We start from the raw sequence: 15290 nt of genomic DNA, 5'->3' as shown, positions 1-15290 counted from the left end.
GGTGGCGGCACCGGTCGCCCCGGTGGCCAAGCCGGCGACCCCGCCGGTTGCCGCTCCGGTGCTGACACCGGCACGCGCTGCCGCCCAGGCCCAGGTGCCGGGCGGCGACATCGACTGGTCGCGCTTCGCCGCCTCGCCGACGGCGGTGGCTGCGGCGGTCGAACAGGCCGTTTCGCCGACGCACTCCGCGGTGCGCGTGCGCGGCCCGCTGCTCGAACGGCTGGTCAACCAGGCCGGTGAGGTCAGCATCACGCGCTCGCGGATCGAGGCCGAAGTCGGCAACATCCGCGGCTCGCTGTCCGACCTGACGGACAACCTGGAGCGTCTGCGCGGCCAGCTGCGCGACATCGAGCTGCAGGCCGAGACGCAGATGAGCTCGCGGCTGGAGCAGGCGAAGGCGCAGGCCCAGTCGTTCGATCCGCTGGAGTTCGACCGTTTCACGCGCTTCCAGGAACTGACGCGGATGATGGCCGAGTCGGTGAACGACGTGGCCACCGTGCAGCGCACGCTGCACCGCACGCTGGAAACGACCGAAGACGAACTGGCGGCACAGGCCCGCCTGACGCGCGACCTGCAGGATGACCTGCTCCGCACCCGGATGGTCGAGTTCGAAAGCGCCTCCGACCGCCTGTACCGCGTGGTGCGGCAGGCCGCGAAGGAAACCGGCAAGCAGGTGCGCCTGGACATCGTCGGCGGCTCGATCGAAATCGACCGCGGCGTGCTGGACCGCATGACGCCGGCCTTCGAGCACCTGCTGCGCAACTGCGTGACGCACGGCATCGAGCGCCCCGACGTGCGCACCGGCATCGGCRAGGAAGCAGCCGGCAGCATCGTCGTGTCGCTGCACCAGGAAGGCAACGAAGTCGGCGTGGAATTCCGCGACGACGGCGCCGGCCTGAACCTGATGCGCATCCGCGACAAGGGCATCGCGATGGGCCTGATCGAGGCCGATGAATCGAAGAGCGACGCCGAGCTGGCCAACCTGATCTTCACGCCGGGCTTCTCGACCGCCGACCAGGTGACCGAGCTGGCCGGCCGCGGGGTCGGGATGGACGTGGTCCGCTCCGAAGTGAACGCGATGGGCGGCCGCATCGAGACCGCGACCTCGGTCGGCCAGGGCACCAGCTTCAAGCTGCTGCTGCCGTTGACGACCGCGGTGACGCAGGTCGTGATGCTGCGCTGCGGCAGCACGGTGGTCGCGGTTCCCGCGACGCTGATCGAGATCGTGCGCCGCGCCAAGGTGGACGAACTGGAGCACGCCTACGCGAGCGGCACCTTCACGGTCGGCGACCGTTCGCTGCTGTTCTTCTGGCTGGGCGCCTTGCTGCAGCAGACGGCCATCAGCCAGGAAGTGACCCGCATGCGCCCGGTGGTGGTGGTGCGCAGCGCGCAGCAACGCATCGCGCTGCACGTCGACGAAGTGCTGGGCAACCAGGAAGTGGTCGTGAAGAACCTCGGGCCGCAACTGTCGCGCCTGCCGGGTCTCGCGGGCATGACGCTGCTGGCCTCCGGTGCGGTCGCGCTGATCTACAACCCGGTGGCGCTGGCCACGCTGTATGGCGATGCGGCCCGTGCCGCGACGCTGGCGGCACGCCACGCGCCGACGCAGGCGCAGATCATCGAGGCCGCGGCGGCCGAGGCGCCGCAACGCCTGGCACCGCTGGTGCTGGTGGTCGACGATTCGCTGACGGTGCGCCGCGTCACGCAGCGCCTGCTGGTGCGCGAAGGCTACCGCGTGCAGCTCGCCAAGGACGGCATCGACGCGCTGGAGCGCCTGGCCGAAGACCTGCCGCAGGTCGTGCTGAGCGACATCGAGATGCCGCGCATGGACGGCTTCGACCTGGTGCGCAACATCCGCGCCGACGCGCGCCTGCGCGACCTGCCGGTGATCATGATCACCTCGCGGATCGCGCAGAAGCACCGCGACTACGCGGCCGAACTGGGCGTCGACCACTATCTGGGCAAGCCGTATTCGGAAGAAGACCTGCTGGCCTTGATCGGGCGCTACACGGCCGACGTCACCTTGGTGTAATCCGGCCACCATGCGCTCACACGAGAACACCCGATGTCCGAGCTGGTCGACCATCTCGCCGAGCTGACGGGGTTTCGCGACCGCGACATTCTCGATGTGACGCTGGTGGGCGCGCTGCGCGACTTGTTGCGCCCGCTGTCGGTGGCGATCTACCGCAGCGTCGGCGACCAGGGGCAGGAGCGCTGGCTGACACGGGCCCACCTGGGCCTGCACGACGCGGTGGCGCGTGCCGATCCGGTGTGGGCCGATGTCGACAGCCTGCCCGCGCTCGACGCCTTCCCGGCGCGGCTGCAGGCGATGAACGGGCAGACGGTGCTCGCGGTGCCCGGCACGCCGAACCTCACGGTCTTCGCCGTCAGCACCGACCGCGAGGTGGTCGGCGTGCTCGAGGTCGAGACCGAGGCGGCGATGAGCGATGAGTCGCAGCGGCTGGTCTGCAGCATCCTGCGCATCTACCGCAACTTCGAAGGCCTGCTCGACTACAGCGAACGCGACACGCTGACCGGCCTGCTGAACCGCAAGACCTTCGACGAGAGCTTCCTGAAGGCGACCAACACGCCGGTGCTGGTGTCGCATGCCGACACGCGCCGCGCGCCGCCGTCATCGCACCAGCACTACTGGCTGGGCGTGATCGACATCGACCACTTCAAGTCGGTCAACGACAGCTATGGCCACCTGATCGGCGACGAGGTGCTGCTGCTGCTGTCGCGGCTGATGCGCAGCAGCTTCCGCTTCCACGACCGCCTGTACCGGTTCGGCGGCGAAGAGTTCGTCGTGCTGATGCGCTGCGCCCGCGAGGAAGACACGGCCATGGCGCTGGAGCGGATGCGGCAGAACACCGAGGCCTATGCGTTCCCGCAGGTCGGGCGCATCACGATCAGCATCGGTTTCACCGAGGTGAAGCCCGGCGACACCCCGAGCGGTGCGTTCGAGCGGGCCGACAAGGCGGTGTACTACGCGAAGGGCCACGGCCGCAACCAGGTGCGCAGCCATGCGGCGCTGGTGGCCAGCGGCGCGCTCGAGGACGACTCGATCATCGGGGACGTCGAGCTGTTCTAGCCCGGGCGTTCGTCGCTGCCGGTGGCCTGGCGGTTCGCCGTCGAATCCACGGGCTGGACTGACGACTGGTGCATCGCTTCGGCACTGCGCACCACGCCCGAGACGACCGCGCAGAACGCGATCAGCAAGACAGCCGACAGGGTCAGGCCCGCCAGCATCAGCGCGTTCTCCGAACGCCAGTGCGGGGGAATGGCCGGCCTGCGATTCCAGAAAGCGGCCGCACCGCCAGGTGACGTGGGCGACGACGCAACGGCGCTCATGGCTTCGACGGCAAGGCGTCAGGCCAGTGGCGCGCCTGCAGGGCCGGGTGGGCCGCTTCGTAGCCCAGATCGTCCGGCAAGGCCGCTGCCGGCACATCGGAGGGCTCGGCTGCCGGCCGGTGCGGCTGCGGGTCACCCAGGGCCCAGCGCCGCACGTCTTCCAGCCAATCTGCATCGCTTGCCATCGTCACTGCTCCTCGGCGAGCGCTCCCACGGGGTGGGGAGCATGACAGGCATCGTCGCGTGCACTCGGCGCCGCTGCCATCGGCCGAGGCTGCAAACGAGCGTAGGAGCGTGCCTACAGTCGTTGCATCTGCTCACGCTGCCCCGGTGCACGTCGGCGTTGCCCTACAGCCGGGAACGCAGGCTTCCTGCGCCGCGACGCGGCCCGCGGCGACAGCCTTCCCCCCGCCACGGCGCGACGATCCACCGCATCCACCGGCCGGTGCCGGCAGCGAAAGGAAGCAACATGAACACGAAGAGCTGGTACACCCCGGGCGTGGTCCTGAGCGCGCTGTGCGCTGCGATGGTCGTCAGCGCCTGCGGACCGCAGAACGGCGAACCGGTGGCAGCCGCGCCCGTGCCTGCCGCCCCCGTCACGACACCCGCGCCGGCACCGGTGCAGGCCGTGCCGGCACCCGCGCCGACCTACCGCGTGGCGGCACCCGCGCCCGCCCCGGTGCGCAGCGACCGCGCAGGCCAGGTCAGCAGCATCGAGCCGATCACCGAGACCCCGAAGGCAACCGGCGTCGGTGCGGTCGCGGGGGGCGTGCTCGGCGGCGTGCTGGGGCACCAGATCGGCAACGGCACCGGGCGCGACGTGGCGACGGTCGCAGGCGCGGTCGGCGGCGCCGTCGTCGGCAACAAGATCGAGAAGAACCGCTCCGAGAAGGTGGTCGGCTACCGCGTGCACGTGACGCTCGACAACGGCGAGCAGCGCACCTTCGAGCAGAGCGGCAGCACCGGCCTGCGGGTCGGTGACCGCGTGCGGGTCGACGGCAACCAGGTGCGTCGCAGCTGAGTTCCCGCAGGCCGGCGCAACACGTGCCGACCTGCTTACACTGCGCCATGGCCGCCGCGGCGCGGCCTTCAGGAGTCCGCCGTGGCCATCAGCTGGATCAGCGCGCTCAAGGTCATCCCGTGGGGTGACGTGATCGAGGCGGCGCCCGGCCTCGTGAAGGGCGCGCGCAAGGTGTTCACCCGCACGCAGCCGGAACCGGTGGTCGTGCAGGATCCTGCAGCGCCGCCGCAGCAGCGCATCGAACAACTCGAAGCCGCCGTGGCCCGGCTCGGTGAGCAGCAGCAGGCGGCCGCGGCGTTGATCGAATCGCTGGCCGAGCACAACGCCAAGGTCGTCGAGGCGATCGAGCGGCTGCGGCTGCGCAGCCGGCTGCTGATGGGCACCTGTGCGGTGCTGCTGGCCGCCGTCGGCGCGCTGGCCTGGCTGGTGTTGCGCTGATCCTCCGCCGCGCCGTGACCATGGGCAGTTCCGAACTCGATGCGGTCGCCGTCACGGCCGACGAGGCCGCCGCCGCGCAGCCGGTGCGCCACTTGCGGCAGATCCTGCTGTGGCCGCTGCGGCTGATCCCGCCGGAAAGCCCCGCGGCGCGGCATGCCAGGCCATGGGAATTGCTGCGCGACCTGCCCGACTCGCCGTGGCGCGAAGAGGTCGACGAGTACACCGGCGACGCGACCCGCTTCCACGAGCGCCACTACAACGAGTTCGTCAGCTTCCTGCCCTACGTGCAGCGCTTCCTGTACGGCGATGGCCGCGCGAAGCGTGATGCAGCGACGGGCGACGGCGCTTCGCCGATGCGTGTGTTCCGCCGCCACGACGTGAAGGCGGTGCGCGTGGTGCCGCGGCCGGGCGACGCGCCGCTGACGCTGGAGGTGGTACATGCCGACCTGTACTTCTTCTACGACCTCGACATCGTGATGCTGAACCTCGAGGTCGGCATCAGCGACCTGAGCCTCGCGCAGGCGCAGGACCTGCTCTACCGCTTCGGCCGCGGCTACCCCGCCGGCTGGGATGCCGGGGGCACGCCGCTGCACGGCATGCACGGCGTCGAATGGCTGGGTGCCGACGGCCAGGTCCTCGCGCGCTCCGACTCCGGCCAGCGCGAGGCCTTCCTCGCGCACGTGGCCGAGCACCGCGCGCCGCGCATCGCGTCGCACTGGGCCTTCATGCTGCAGCCGCTGGTCAGCGACCACTCGGGCGAGCCCGGCCTGCTGCGCTACCGCCAGATCGAATACCACCGCATGCCGGTGATGGGCTTCCTCGCGGTCGACGATCCGGCGCGGCTGACGCGCGGCGATTTCATCCGCCTCGGTCTCGTCATCGGCGGCAGCGAGGCCGAGACCGCCTTGCCCTATCTCGAATCGACGGTGCAGGGCCGCGCCGCCGACTTCGAGCAGCGCTTCTGCTACGACCGCTTCTGGATCGACGCCGGCATGGCGCCGCGCACGCGCTACCTGTGCAGCGGGCATTCGCTGATCGTCGTCGGCGACGCCCGCTCCACCTTCTACAACTGCCGCGACCGCGGCGTGCTGGCGCAGTTTCGCCACCAGCATTTCCTGCTGTTCCTGATCGCGCACTTCCAGAAGGCGGCGCTGCTGAGTTTCTCGGACACGCTGGTCGAGGCCTTGCGGCAACTCGACATCGGCCACCCCGCCAGCGTGCGGCGCTTCAAGCGGGCGATCCGCGCGAGCTTCGAATCCTTCCTGCGCTTCACGCACCGCTACTGGTTCCATTCGGTGTCCGACCAGGCACAGGTGCGCGCGTTGTTCCACATGTGCTCGACGCACCTGGGGCTCGATGCGCTGTACGCCGAGGTGAAGGAGCGCATCGCCGACATGAACAGCTACCTCGACGCCGACAGCCTGCGCCGCCAGGCCAACACGGTGGTGCGGCTGACGGTGGTCACCATCCTCGGGCTGGTCGGAACCGTGACGACCGGCTTCCTCGGCATGAACCTGCTGTCCGAGGCCGACGCGCCGCCCGGGCGCAAGCTGTGGCTGTTCGGCATCGTGTTCGTCGCGACGACGGTGCTGACCTTCTACACGATGGCCAAGTCGAAGGGCCTGTCAGACTTCCTCGATGCGCTGAGCGACGAGCGGCTGTCGGTGTGGACCAAATTCAAGGCGCTGCTGGCGGTGTGGCGCCGGCCCGTCGACTGATCACTGATCAGGCCGGCACGGCGGCCCGCGCGCGTGCGTTCGACGCCGGGATGTTGTCGCGCGCCATCGTGCGCCCGGCCTGCACCGCGGCGATCCAGTCGTCGGTGCCGGTGACCGCGGCGAAGCGGCTGTGGAACACGACGCTGAACACGCGGTGGATCTCCTCGGCGCTCGCCCGGCCGGCGGCGTTCTCGTACGACAGCGCGCCGCTCGCGTCCGACAGCAGCTCCACCGCGAAGCCGCGGTGCGTCGCCTCGATCACCGTCGACGCATTGCAGTTCTGCGTCATGTAGCCGACGATGCTCAGCGTGTCGATGCCGGCCGCGGCGAGCCAGTCGGCGAAGCCGGTGCCGGTGAAGACGCTCGGCCACTGCTTCTCGATGAGGTGGTCGCGCGCGCGGCTCGCCACCACCTCGTGCAGCGCCCAGCCGTGCGAACCGGTCGCGAACAGCGGCGCGGTCGCGGCCTCGCTGTGCTGCACCACCAGCACCGGGATGCCGGCCGCGCGCGCCGCATCCATCGCGCGGCCGATCTGCAGCAGGCTGCCCGCCACCGGCGGGTGCTCGATCGGCAGCTTGCCGCTGACGTACTCGTTCTGCACGTCGATGACGATCAGCGCACGGCGCGGGGTGGGCAGGGTGGACATGGCATTTCTCCTGGAAGGGGGACGGCTGCGTGCCGTCGACGGGATCGATTGTTCGCCCGATCGCGGCCCGGCGACAGTGGCCCGAATACCCGACTTCGATAGGATCGGGCCATGAGATCGCCCGAACCGCACCGTGTCGCCGTCGTCGCATTCGACGGCATCAGCCCGTTCCACCTGTCGGTGCCGTGCATGGTGTTCGGTCCCGACATGGCCGGCGACGGGGTGCCGCCGTTCCGGCTGCAGGTCTGCGCCGGCGAGACCGGCCCGCTGCGCACGACCGCCGGTTTCACGATCGGCGCCACGCAGCGCCTCGCGGCGCTGGCACGGGCGCACACGATCATCGTCCCGTCGTGGCGCGATGCCGCCGAGCGCCCGCCCGAGGCCCTGCTGCAGGCGCTGCGCCGCGCGCATGCCCGCGGTGCGCGCATCGTCGGGTTGTGCATCGGCGCCTTCGTGCTGGCCGAGGCCGGCCTGCTCGACGGACGCCGGGCCACCACGCACTGGCACCTGGCGGCGGAATTCGCACGGCGCTTTCCGCAGGTCGAGCTGCATGCCGAGGTGCTCTATGTCGACGACGGCGACGTGCTGACCTCCGCCGGCACGGCCGCCGCGATCGACTGCTGCCTGCACCTGCTGCGCGAGCTCGCCGGTGCCGAGGTGGCCGCGCGGGTTGCGCGGCGCATGGTGGTCGCGTCGCACCGGCAGGGTGGCCAGGCACAGTACATCGAGCAGCCGCTGCCGCGCAGCGGGGCGGACCAGCGGCTCGCGGCCGTGATGGCCTGGGCGCTCGCGCGGCTCGACCAGCCGCATGGCCTCGACGGGCTGGCGGCGCGCGCGGCGATGAGCCGGCGCAGCTTCACGCGGCATTTCCGCGCGGCCACCGGCACCACGGTGCTGCAGTGGCTGCAGAACCAGCGCCTGGCGCGCGCGCAGCGCCTGCTCGAGACCGGCACGAAATCGATCGAGGCGGTGGCCGCCGAGGCCGGCTTCGGCTCGGCGCTGTCGCTGCGCCAGCTGTTCGCGGCCCGGCTGTCGGTGACGCCCACCCAGTACCGCCGCGCCTTCCGCGGCCGCTGACGCGCGGGCGCCACTGTCGGGCAACGACTACAGCGGCATGCGCCGGGCACCGACGCGGCCGCGCGGTCGCCGCCGATTCGTACGCGACCTGCCGGCGCGGACGATGGCACCGTCGGTCCACAACAGGAGCAGACCATGATCGCTCGATCCATCGCTTCCCTCGCTTCCATCACCGTCGCCGCGGCCTTGTGCGCCTGCGGTTCCGCGCCGCGCGACGAGCGCCGGACGGTCGCCGAGGCACCGGTGGCCGCTGCGCCGGCGCCGGCCTATGCCCAGTACGGCCGCGTGCGCGACATCGAGGTGGTGCCGGTGGCCAGCCGCACCTCGGGCGGCGGTGCGGTGCTCGGGGCCGTGCTGGGCGCCGTGGTCGGCAACCAGATCGGCTCCGGCACGGGCCGCGTCGCGGCGACCGGGGTCGGTGCGGTGGCCGGCGGCGTGGTGGGCAACCAGATCGAGCGGCGCAACCGCCGCGACGACGAGATCTACCGCGTCAGCGTGCGCTTCGACAACGGCAGCGTGCAGAGCTACGACTTCCAGCGCGTCGACGACCTGCGCGTCGGCGACCGCGTGAAGTGGGAGGGCGGCCAGCTGCACCGCGTGTAGGGCCCGGTTGTCACTTGCTGTCAGGGCACGGTTGCGGGGATGATCGCGCTTCACTTCCGGGAGCAAGCGCGTGGGTATCTCTGAATCGACAGCGCCTGAATCGACAGCCCGCAGCCTGATCCGCGTCGGCATCGGCGGCTGGACCTACGAGCCCTGGCGCGACAACTTCTTCCCCGCCGGCTGGCCCCATGCGCGTGAGTTGGAGTACGCGAGCCGCCGGCTCACCGCGATCGAGGTGAACGGCACCTACTACAGCACGATGAAGCCGGCCACGTTCGCCAAGTGGCACGACGAGACGCCGGACGGCTTCATGTTCGCGCTGAAGGCCTCGCGCTTCTGCACCAACCGGCGCGTGCTGGCCGAGGCGGGCGAGTCGATCGGGCGCTTCATCGGCAGCGGGCTGTCCGAGCTGCGGTCCAAGCTCGGCCCGATCGTCTGGCAGTTCGCACCGACCAAGCGCTTCGATGCGGCCGATTTCGAGGCCTTTCTCGAGTTGCTGCCCGCCGAGGTCGACGGCCGGCCGCTGCGCCATGTGATGGACGTGCGGCACGACAGCTTCCGCTGCGCGCCGTACCTGGAACTCGCGCGCCGCCACCGCGTCGCGACGGTGTTCACCCATTCCGACGACTACCCGTCGTTCGCCGACGTGACCGGCGATTTCGTCTACGCCCGGCTGATGTCGGCGCAGGCGGCCGTGCCGACCGGCTACGAGCCGAAGGCGCTGGAGGCGATCGCCGGTTGCGCGAAGCACTGGGCGTCCGGCGGCGAACCCGACGGCCTGCCGCGTGTGGAAGCCCCGCGCGATGCCGCGCCGCGCGACGTGTTCATCTTTTTCATCAACGGCGCCAAGGAGCGGGCGCCCGCCGGCGCGATGGCCCTGATCGAACGCCTGGGCCGGCCGGCCCCGTGAGAATGTCCCGCGGCCGGCCAATGCCGCGGGCGGGCTGCACAGTTTCTCGACGATCTCTCGCTACAACGGCGGATCACCGCCAGCGAGTGCAGCGCTCTTGGACATCCAGCAGTTCCGTTTCGAAGACATCGAGGTCGACGCGGCAACCCGCCAGGTGACGCGCGCGGGCCAGGCCGTGCGCATCGAGCCCAAGGTCTTCGACGCACTGGTATTGCTGCTGCGCCATCGCCACCGGGTCGTCACGAAGCAGGAGCTGCTGGCCGTGGTGTGGCATCGCATGATCGTCACCGACGGCGTGATCGCACGCACGGTGATGAAGGTGCGCCAGGCGGTGGAGGTGGCGGGCAGGCCGCCGGCCGTGAAGACCATCCACAGCATCGGGTACCGCTTCGTGGCCGAGGTCGAGGAGGGGCCGGCGCGGGCCGTCGACCGCGGGGCCGAGGCCGCATCGGCGGCGGCCGGCGCTGCCGGTGTGGCCCGCATCGCCGTGCTGCCGTTCGCCAACGACACCGGTGAGCTGGCGAACGCGTGGATCGACCTGGGGCTGATGTCGACCACGGTCGACGAGCTGACGCGCCTGCTCGGCCCGGCCGCGGTGGTGCCGGTCGCGCACCTGCTGGCGGTTGCCACGGCGTTCGATGCCGAGCCGGCGCTGGAGGCGCTGGCCGGCCAACTCGCACCAGCGCTCGGTCCTGTCGAGGTGGTGCGCGCCGCCATGTCGCGGGCGGCGGGAGGTGTGCTGACGCTGGGCTTCGCGGCGCACGGCCCGACGCTGGGCACGTTGTGCGGCAGCATGGTGGGCACCGATCCGGTCCGGTTGTCGCAGCAGCTGGCGCAGCGCATCGCGGCCCGCGTTTGCACAGGCCGGTCGTGCGACGACCGCTTTGCGGCGCAAGCCCATGCGCGTGCGTTGAAGGCGCTGGACGAGCAACGGTGGGGTCGCGCCGAGGCGTTGTTGCGCGTGGCGATGGACCAGCGGCCCCACGACCCGCAGCTGCAGCTCGATCATGCGCACTGCCTGGTCGGGCAGCGCGACCCACGCGCGCTCGGGCTGCTGGAGGCCGCGCTGTGCGATGCGCGACAGGATCGGCACGCCGCGCGTGAACTGCGCGCACTGCACCTGCTGGCGGCCTGCCGGCATGCACGCGGTGAACTCGCCGAGGCCGAGCGCCTGCTCGGCGATGGCTTGCGCCAGGCCGAGTCGACGGGCGATGCTGCCGCCGAGCTGCAGCTGCTGCTGGCCAGTGCCGAGACGCTCACCTGCCTGGACAAGCCGGCCGTCGCCACCTGGCTGCTCGACCGGGCGGCGGCGCTCGCGACGCGGCTCCAGCATCCGTCGGCGATGGCCCACCTGTCCGACGTGCGCGGGCGCATCGCGCTGTACCGGGCCGAGGCACCGTATGCGCTGCAGTCCTTCGAGGAGGCCGCGCGCTTCAGCGAGCAGCACGGCCTGAGCGCGGGCGCCGCCTACAGCCTGACGCATGTCGGCCATTGCCTGCGCGACCTGGGCCGCATGGCGGATGCGGCCGGCTGGTACCGGCGCGCGTTCGATCATGCGGTGCGCTCCGGTGATCCCTGGGCCTGCGGGCTGACCGGCGTCTGCGCGGTGCGGTTCGCGAGCGGGCCGCTGGCCGACCCGGCCCCCTGCGACGCGATGCTGGAGCGCATGCGTCGCGGCGCCGCGCTGCCTGCGGCGATCGACCTGGCCGAGGCGTGGATCCTCGCGCGCAGCGGGCGCCTGCAGCAATCCGCGGAGGTGCTCGATCGCGCGCAGCGTGGCCCGATCCGCAGCCCGAGCCTCGGCTACCACGTGGCGGTGCTGCAGGTGCGCGTGCTGGTGCAGCTGGGCCTGCTCGCGCCGGCGCTCGAGCTGTCGAACGCGTTGCGCGCGCGCGCGGCGGGCCGCCTGCAGCGCGCGATCCGCGGTTCGAGCCTGCACCTGCGCGCGCTCGTCGCCGCGGCCGAAGGGGAACTGCAGYCCGCGCTCGCGCTGCTGCACGACAGCCTGCGCGAACAGTTGCCGTCGATGGCGCGCTGCGACGCCTTGTTCGACGCGGTGTGGCTGCACCTGCAGCTCGGCGAGCGCGACGAGGCGCGCGAACTGCTCGCGTCGATCGAGCCCTTCATGCAGGCGGCCGTCGCGAGCGGGTACGCCCCCGCCCTCGCGGTGCAGGCGCGTTGGCAGGCCGCGGCCGGCGAGGCCGATGGCCTGCCGAGCCTGCTCGAGCTGGCGACGCCTCGCCACCGGCCGGCGCTGCAGCCGGCCTGAGCGGCCATGGCAGCGAGCAGCAGCCCGGACCGCGGCGACGACACCGTGGCCTGGCGTTTCGGCGAGTTCGAACTCGACGGCGCGCGACGCACCGTGACGCGGTCCGGCCGGCGCCTGCGCCTGTCCGCGCGCGCGTTCGACGTGCTGCTGTACCTGGTGCGCCATCGCCACCGAGGCGTCGCCCGCAGCGAGCTGATGGCCCGCTGCTGGCCGCGGCCCGACGTGACCGACGGCGTCGTCGCCCGGGTCGTGATGTCGTTGCGGAAGGCGCTGGGCGACCTCGACGCGCGGCAGGGGCTGGTCCAGACCTTGCCGCGCGCCGGCTACCGGTTTGCGGCGCCGGCGACCGCGTGCGCGGTCGGCGCAGCGGCGTCGGGTGCGACGCCCGGCCGCTGCGTCGGGCCGCGACTCGCCGTGCTGCCGGTCGACGACCGCAGCGCCGATCCGGCACTGGCATGGGTGGCACTCGGCCTGGCATCGCTGCTGGGCGCCCACCTGGCGGATCGCGGGGTCGACGGGCTGGCGAGCGTGCGCGAGGTCCTCGCCGTGCTGAAGGACGAGCCCGAGCGCAGCGGCGTCCGGCAGCGCGTGGCGCACGTGATGCAGGCCCTGGGCGCGCGGGCCGTGCTCGAGACCCGCCTCGAGCGTCAGCACGGACGCAGCGTGCTGCACCTGGCGCTGCATGCGGGTGAGACCGTCACGCATGAGGGCAGCGTGGTGGCCGACGAGGCAGAGGGCACCGCCGGCCCCGCGGCCGCGCTGGTGGCGCGCTGGATCACCGTCCCCGATGCGGCGGTGCAGGCCGTGGCGTCGGGCGACGCGTTCCTCGACGAAGCCTGGCAGCGCGCGCTGCAGCGCCTGCGCGCACACGACCATGCCGAAGCCGGGCACCTGCTCGCGGTGCTGCGCGACGCCGGTATCGACGCACCGGAACTCGACCTCGCGCAGGCCCGGCTTGCGCTGCTGCGGGGCCGGCCCGATGCCGCACAGGCGTTGGCGCAGCTCGAGGAGCGTGCGCGGCGCGACGACAGCCCGCGCCTGCAGGCCGAGGCCGGCCTGTTGCACGCACTGCGACTCGCGCAGCAGGGCCGGCCGCGGCAGGCCTTGCTGCGCGCGCGTGAGGCAGGTGCGTGCGCAGCGGCTGCCGGGCTCGATGAGCTGCGACTGCGGGCGGAGGTGATGGGCGCCGGCCAGCTCGCCGATGCGATCGATGGCGGCATCGACGAGGACGCAGGCGACGCGATGGCGCGTGTGCGCCGCGAGGTCGAGATGGCGGGCGACCGCCTGCTGCTGCGCGATGCCTGCGCGTCGCTCGGGCACCTCGCGGCGATCGGCGAAGACTGGGCTGCGGCCGAGCGCCATCACGCGATGGGCCTCGCGATCGCGCAAACCTTGCATGAATCGGCCCGCGCCGTGCCGCTTGCCGGCCTGTCGCAGGCCTGCCTGCAGCAGGGCCGGCTGCGCGAGGCGCGTTCGCTGGGCGAGGAGGCCTGGCGCTGCGCCCGGCTGGGCGGTGAGCAGCCGGCCCAGGGGCACGCGGCGCTGGCGTTCGCCGGGGCCTTGCGCGCACTGCAGCAGACGACGGCCTTGCGCGAACTGCTGGCCGAGCTCGATGCGCTGCACGACGACCACACGGCCGTGCTGCAGGTGGCGCGCGAATCACTGGCGTTGGCGCTGACGTCAGAACTTCTGCACTGAGTTTTTGCAGCTGTCGCAGAAGGTTTTCATGATGTTGGCCGCTCCTTCCGCGACCAAGGTCATTCCGGTCACGTCCACCTGGAGCAGTATCGTCTCCGTGACAGAGGGGTTGTCGCCGAGCTTCTTGGCCTTGTCCGCGAGAGTGCCCATGTTTGTGCTGATCACGGTCCCCATGCTGGTCGCGAATCCGGTGAGGCTGGAGTCTGAGTCTGCCATGGTGTCATTCCTTTGAGTTGCCTGGAAAGGCAGGGTTGAGGGGGGGAATCTTCTGGGCGCCGCTACGGCACGCAGACCTGGAGCCGCGGCATCACCTGCAACGCCGCGTCCACGGCATGGGCTGCCGCTTCGAGTTGCAGATAGCGCTCACGCGGGTGCATCAGCCGCATCTCGGCCTGCAGCCGGGCTTGCAGCGCGTGCAGCCGGGTCATCACCTCGGTGCGCAACTCGCCACGTTCGTCGCGGGCGAGGCGCTCCTCGAGTTCGCTCGTGAAACAGGTTTGCTTCATCGTCACCTCGGGTCATCGTGCATAGCGAACGCGCTCGCCGCCTTCGAACACCAGCTCGCCGTCCTGGATCGCCGTCAGCGTGCGCCCGGCGATGCGGCCGCCGCGGATCACCCGCATGCCGTCCTCGGTCACCAGGTAGGGCGACGGGCCGCCGACCACCGCCTGCACGACGAACGGCAGCACCGGGGGCGTGCCGTCGACGGTGGCGCGGATCGGCAGCGTGTCGCCGAAGCTCGAGCGGAACTTGTCGTACAGAACCTGCCAGCGGGCGAGGTCGTCGCCGACCAGCTTGCCGGTGAGCACCACCTCGGGGAATTCGCGTGCGAACACGACGCGGCGGTTCAGGCCGGCGGTGGTCAGCTCTTCCTTCAGGCGCACCAGCAGGTCCTCGGGCATCAGCACCTCGGCCTCCAGCTGGTGCAGGCCGGGCACACGGCGGATCGCGGTCATCGCGGCGGCGTCGGCCAGCGCCTCGCCGCGTGCCGCGCCGACGAGCTTCAGCGTGCCGCTGCCGGATCCGGGAACGAAGCGCAGGCTGCCCGGCAGGTCGGCCGCGATCAGCGCCTGCTGCGCGGCCACGATCATCTCGTCCTGCGCGAACACCTGCAGCTCGGGCGACGGACGCAGTTCCTCCACCGCTTTCACGAGCGTGGTCCGGGCCTTCGCGGTCGGCAGGTAGCCGCTGATGCGCCAGGCGCCCCCCGGCTGCAGCGAGATGGTGAGCACGTCGTCGAGCGCGAGGCGTTGCAACAGCGCGGTGAGCGCAGCGGGCGGACCGGCCGTGGGCGCCGAGGCGGCGGCCGCCGCGCTGGCTGCTTCGGACGCCCCGCCGCCAGGTGCCGAGGGGGCATCGTCGACCGCCGACGCTGCTGCGACGGCGGCATGCGCCGCGCCGGCATCGGCCGGTGATGGTGGGTCGCGCAGCAGCCCCATCGCCAGCGTGGCGGCGGTCGACAACAGCACCGCCACCGCGAGCGCGGCACCGGCCGTGCGCAGCAGGCGCCGGCGTGGCCAGCGTGGCAAAGCGGCGACCGGCGCGGCGGAGGCTGCGGC

General features: G+C 71.8%; 16 protein-coding genes. 10 read left to right on the top strand and 6 right to left on the bottom strand.

Annotation, left to right across the window (positions count from 1 at the left end):
- Together AC1D1T_RS21780 and AC1D1T_RS21775 are read left to right on the top strand one after the other, a co-directional pair.
- The coding region (locus AC1D1T_RS21780; RefSeq protein ID WP_477992474.1) for a hybrid sensor histidine kinase/response regulator at positions 1-2032 on the top strand (2032 nt) is incomplete at its 5' end.
- A gap of 33 nt (positions 2033-2065) precedes the next feature.
- Positions 2066-3091 carry a GGDEF domain-containing protein gene (locus AC1D1T_RS21775; protein WP_047509919.1) on the top strand — a complete coding sequence of 342 codons (1026 nt, stop codon included), beginning with the start codon at positions 2066-2068 and terminating at the stop codon, positions 3089-3091.
- Here the strand turns inward: AC1D1T_RS21775 and AC1D1T_RS21770 are convergent.
- Together AC1D1T_RS21770 and AC1D1T_RS21765 are read right to left on the bottom strand one after the other, a co-directional pair.
- Positions 3088-3351 (bottom strand): hypothetical protein, encoded by a 264-nt coding sequence (locus AC1D1T_RS21770; protein WP_477838466.1) that lies wholly within the window; start codon positions 3349-3351, stop codon positions 3088-3090. The genes AC1D1T_RS21775 and AC1D1T_RS21770 overlap by 4 nt on opposite strands.
- Positions 3348-3536, bottom strand: coding sequence for a hypothetical protein (locus tag AC1D1T_RS21765; RefSeq protein ID WP_156155058.1), 189 nt, complete (start codon positions 3534-3536; stop codon positions 3348-3350). The genes AC1D1T_RS21770 and AC1D1T_RS21765 overlap by 4 nt, the downstream gene beginning before the upstream one ends.
- 284 nt (positions 3537-3820) lie before the next feature.
- On the opposite strand from AC1D1T_RS21765, the gene AC1D1T_RS21760 reads away from it, so the two are divergent.
- The 3 genes from AC1D1T_RS21760 (at position 3821) to AC1D1T_RS21750 (ending at position 6528) form a co-directional block, all read left to right on the top strand.
- Positions 3821-4372 (top strand): glycine zipper 2TM domain-containing protein, encoded by a 552-nt coding sequence (locus AC1D1T_RS21760; RefSeq protein WP_465112835.1) that lies wholly within the window; start codon positions 3821-3823, stop codon positions 4370-4372.
- An 81-nt stretch (positions 4373-4453) separates the two neighbouring features.
- A complete protein-coding gene (locus AC1D1T_RS21755; RefSeq protein ID WP_477828994.1) occupies positions 4454-4810 on the top strand; it encodes a hypothetical protein in 357 nt (118 codons plus the stop codon).
- Positions 4811-4830: 20 nt separating this feature from the next.
- Positions 4831-6528 (top strand): hypothetical protein, encoded by a 1698-nt coding sequence (locus AC1D1T_RS21750; protein ID WP_477838463.1) that lies wholly within the window; start codon positions 4831-4833, stop codon positions 6526-6528.
- 7 nt (positions 6529-6535) lie between these two features.
- Here the strand turns inward: AC1D1T_RS21750 and AC1D1T_RS21745 are convergent, their stop codons facing one another.
- Entirely contained in the window at positions 6536-7174 is a 639-nt protein-coding gene (locus AC1D1T_RS21745; RefSeq protein WP_477826408.1) for a cysteine hydrolase family protein, read from the bottom strand.
- A 111-nt stretch (positions 7175-7285) separates the two neighbouring features.
- Between AC1D1T_RS21745 and AC1D1T_RS21740 the strand changes: the two genes are divergently transcribed.
- The 5 genes from AC1D1T_RS21740 (at position 7286) to AC1D1T_RS21720 (ending at position 13731) form a co-directional block, all read left to right on the top strand.
- Positions 7286-8251 carry a GlxA family transcriptional regulator gene (locus AC1D1T_RS21740; protein ID WP_477826407.1) on the top strand — a complete coding sequence of 322 codons (966 nt, stop codon included), beginning with the start codon at positions 7286-7288 and terminating at the stop codon, positions 8249-8251.
- A 135-nt stretch (positions 8252-8386) separates the two neighbouring features.
- The gene (locus tag AC1D1T_RS21735; protein ID WP_477826406.1) at positions 8387-8854 is read left to right on the top strand and encodes a glycine zipper 2TM domain-containing protein; all 468 of its coding nucleotides are present in this window, start codon (positions 8387-8389) and stop codon (positions 8852-8854) included.
- 70 nt (positions 8855-8924) lie between these two features.
- Positions 8925-9764, top strand: coding sequence for a DUF72 domain-containing protein (locus AC1D1T_RS21730; protein ID WP_477826405.1), 840 nt, complete (start codon positions 8925-8927; stop codon positions 9762-9764).
- 97 nt (positions 9765-9861) lie between these two features.
- Positions 9862-12033, top strand: coding sequence for a winged helix-turn-helix domain-containing protein (locus AC1D1T_RS21725; RefSeq protein ID WP_477992473.1), 2172 nt, complete (start codon positions 9862-9864; stop codon positions 12031-12033).
- 6 nt (positions 12034-12039) lie between these two features.
- Entirely contained in the window at positions 12040-13731 is a 1692-nt protein-coding gene (locus AC1D1T_RS21720) for a winged helix-turn-helix domain-containing protein (protein ID WP_477992472.1), read from the top strand.
- On the opposite strand, the gene AC1D1T_RS21715 is transcribed toward AC1D1T_RS21720, so the two are convergent.
- The 3 genes from AC1D1T_RS21715 to sctD all read right to left on the bottom strand — a co-directional run.
- Complete coding sequence (locus AC1D1T_RS21715; RefSeq protein ID WP_477828704.1) at positions 13714-13947, bottom strand: hypothetical protein; 234 nt, start codon at positions 13945-13947, stop codon at positions 13714-13716. The two genes, AC1D1T_RS21720 and AC1D1T_RS21715, sit on opposite strands and share 18 nt — an antisense overlap.
- A gap of 62 nt (positions 13948-14009) precedes the next feature.
- Positions 14010-14237, bottom strand: a complete 228-nt coding sequence (locus tag AC1D1T_RS21710; RefSeq protein WP_477828705.1) for an EscE/YscE/SsaE family type III secretion system needle protein co-chaperone — start codon at positions 14235-14237, stop codon at positions 14010-14012.
- Between the two features lie 12 nt (positions 14238-14249).
- Positions 14250-15290, bottom strand: a 1041-nt coding sequence (gene sctD / locus AC1D1T_RS21705; RefSeq protein WP_477992471.1) for a type III secretion system inner membrane ring subunit SctD, incomplete at its 5' end; no start/stop codon positions are given.

The organism is Rhizobacter sp. P2_H3 (assembly GCF_056403355.1).
The sequence above is the reverse complement of the archived record's forward strand: the minus strand, read 5'-3'. Positions and strand labels throughout refer to the sequence as shown.

Bases quoted from the DNA above. Each gene is read 5' to 3' on its own strand.
- AC1D1T_RS21735 (WP_477826406.1), top strand. From the start codon at position 8,387: ATGATCGCTCGATCCATCGCTTCCCTCGCTTCCATCACCGTCGCCGCG.
- AC1D1T_RS21720 (WP_477992472.1), top strand. From the start codon at position 12,040: ATGGCAGCGAGCAGCAGCCCGGACCGCGGCGACGACACCGTGGCCTGG.
- AC1D1T_RS21775 (WP_047509919.1), top strand. From the start codon at position 2,066: ATGTCCGAGCTGGTCGACCATCTCGCCGAGCTGACGGGGTTTCGCGAC.
- AC1D1T_RS21760 (WP_465112835.1), top strand. From the start codon at position 3,821: ATGAACACGAAGAGCTGGTACACCCCGGGCGTGGTCCTGAGCGCGCTG.
- AC1D1T_RS21765 (WP_156155058.1), bottom strand. From the start codon at position 3,536: ATGGCAAGCGATGCAGATTGGCTGGAAGACGTGCGGCGCTGGGCCCTG.
- AC1D1T_RS21715 (WP_477828704.1), bottom strand. From the start codon at position 13,947: ATGGCAGACTCAGACTCCAGCCTCACCGGATTCGCGACCAGCATGGGG.
- AC1D1T_RS21745 (WP_477826408.1), bottom strand. From the start codon at position 7,174: ATGTCCACCCTGCCCACCCCGCGCCGTGCGCTGATCGTCATCGACGTG.
- AC1D1T_RS21740 (WP_477826407.1), top strand. From the start codon at position 7,286: ATGAGATCGCCCGAACCGCACCGTGTCGCCGTCGTCGCATTCGACGGC.
- AC1D1T_RS21770 (WP_477838466.1), bottom strand. From the start codon at position 3,351: ATGAGCGCCGTTGCGTCGTCGCCCACGTCACCTGGCGGTGCGGCCGCT.
- AC1D1T_RS21750 (WP_477838463.1), top strand. From the start codon at position 4,831: ATGGGCAGTTCCGAACTCGATGCGGTCGCCGTCACGGCCGACGAGGCC.
- AC1D1T_RS21710 (WP_477828705.1), bottom strand. From the start codon at position 14,237: ATGAAGCAAACCTGTTTCACGAGCGAACTCGAGGAGCGCCTCGCCCGC.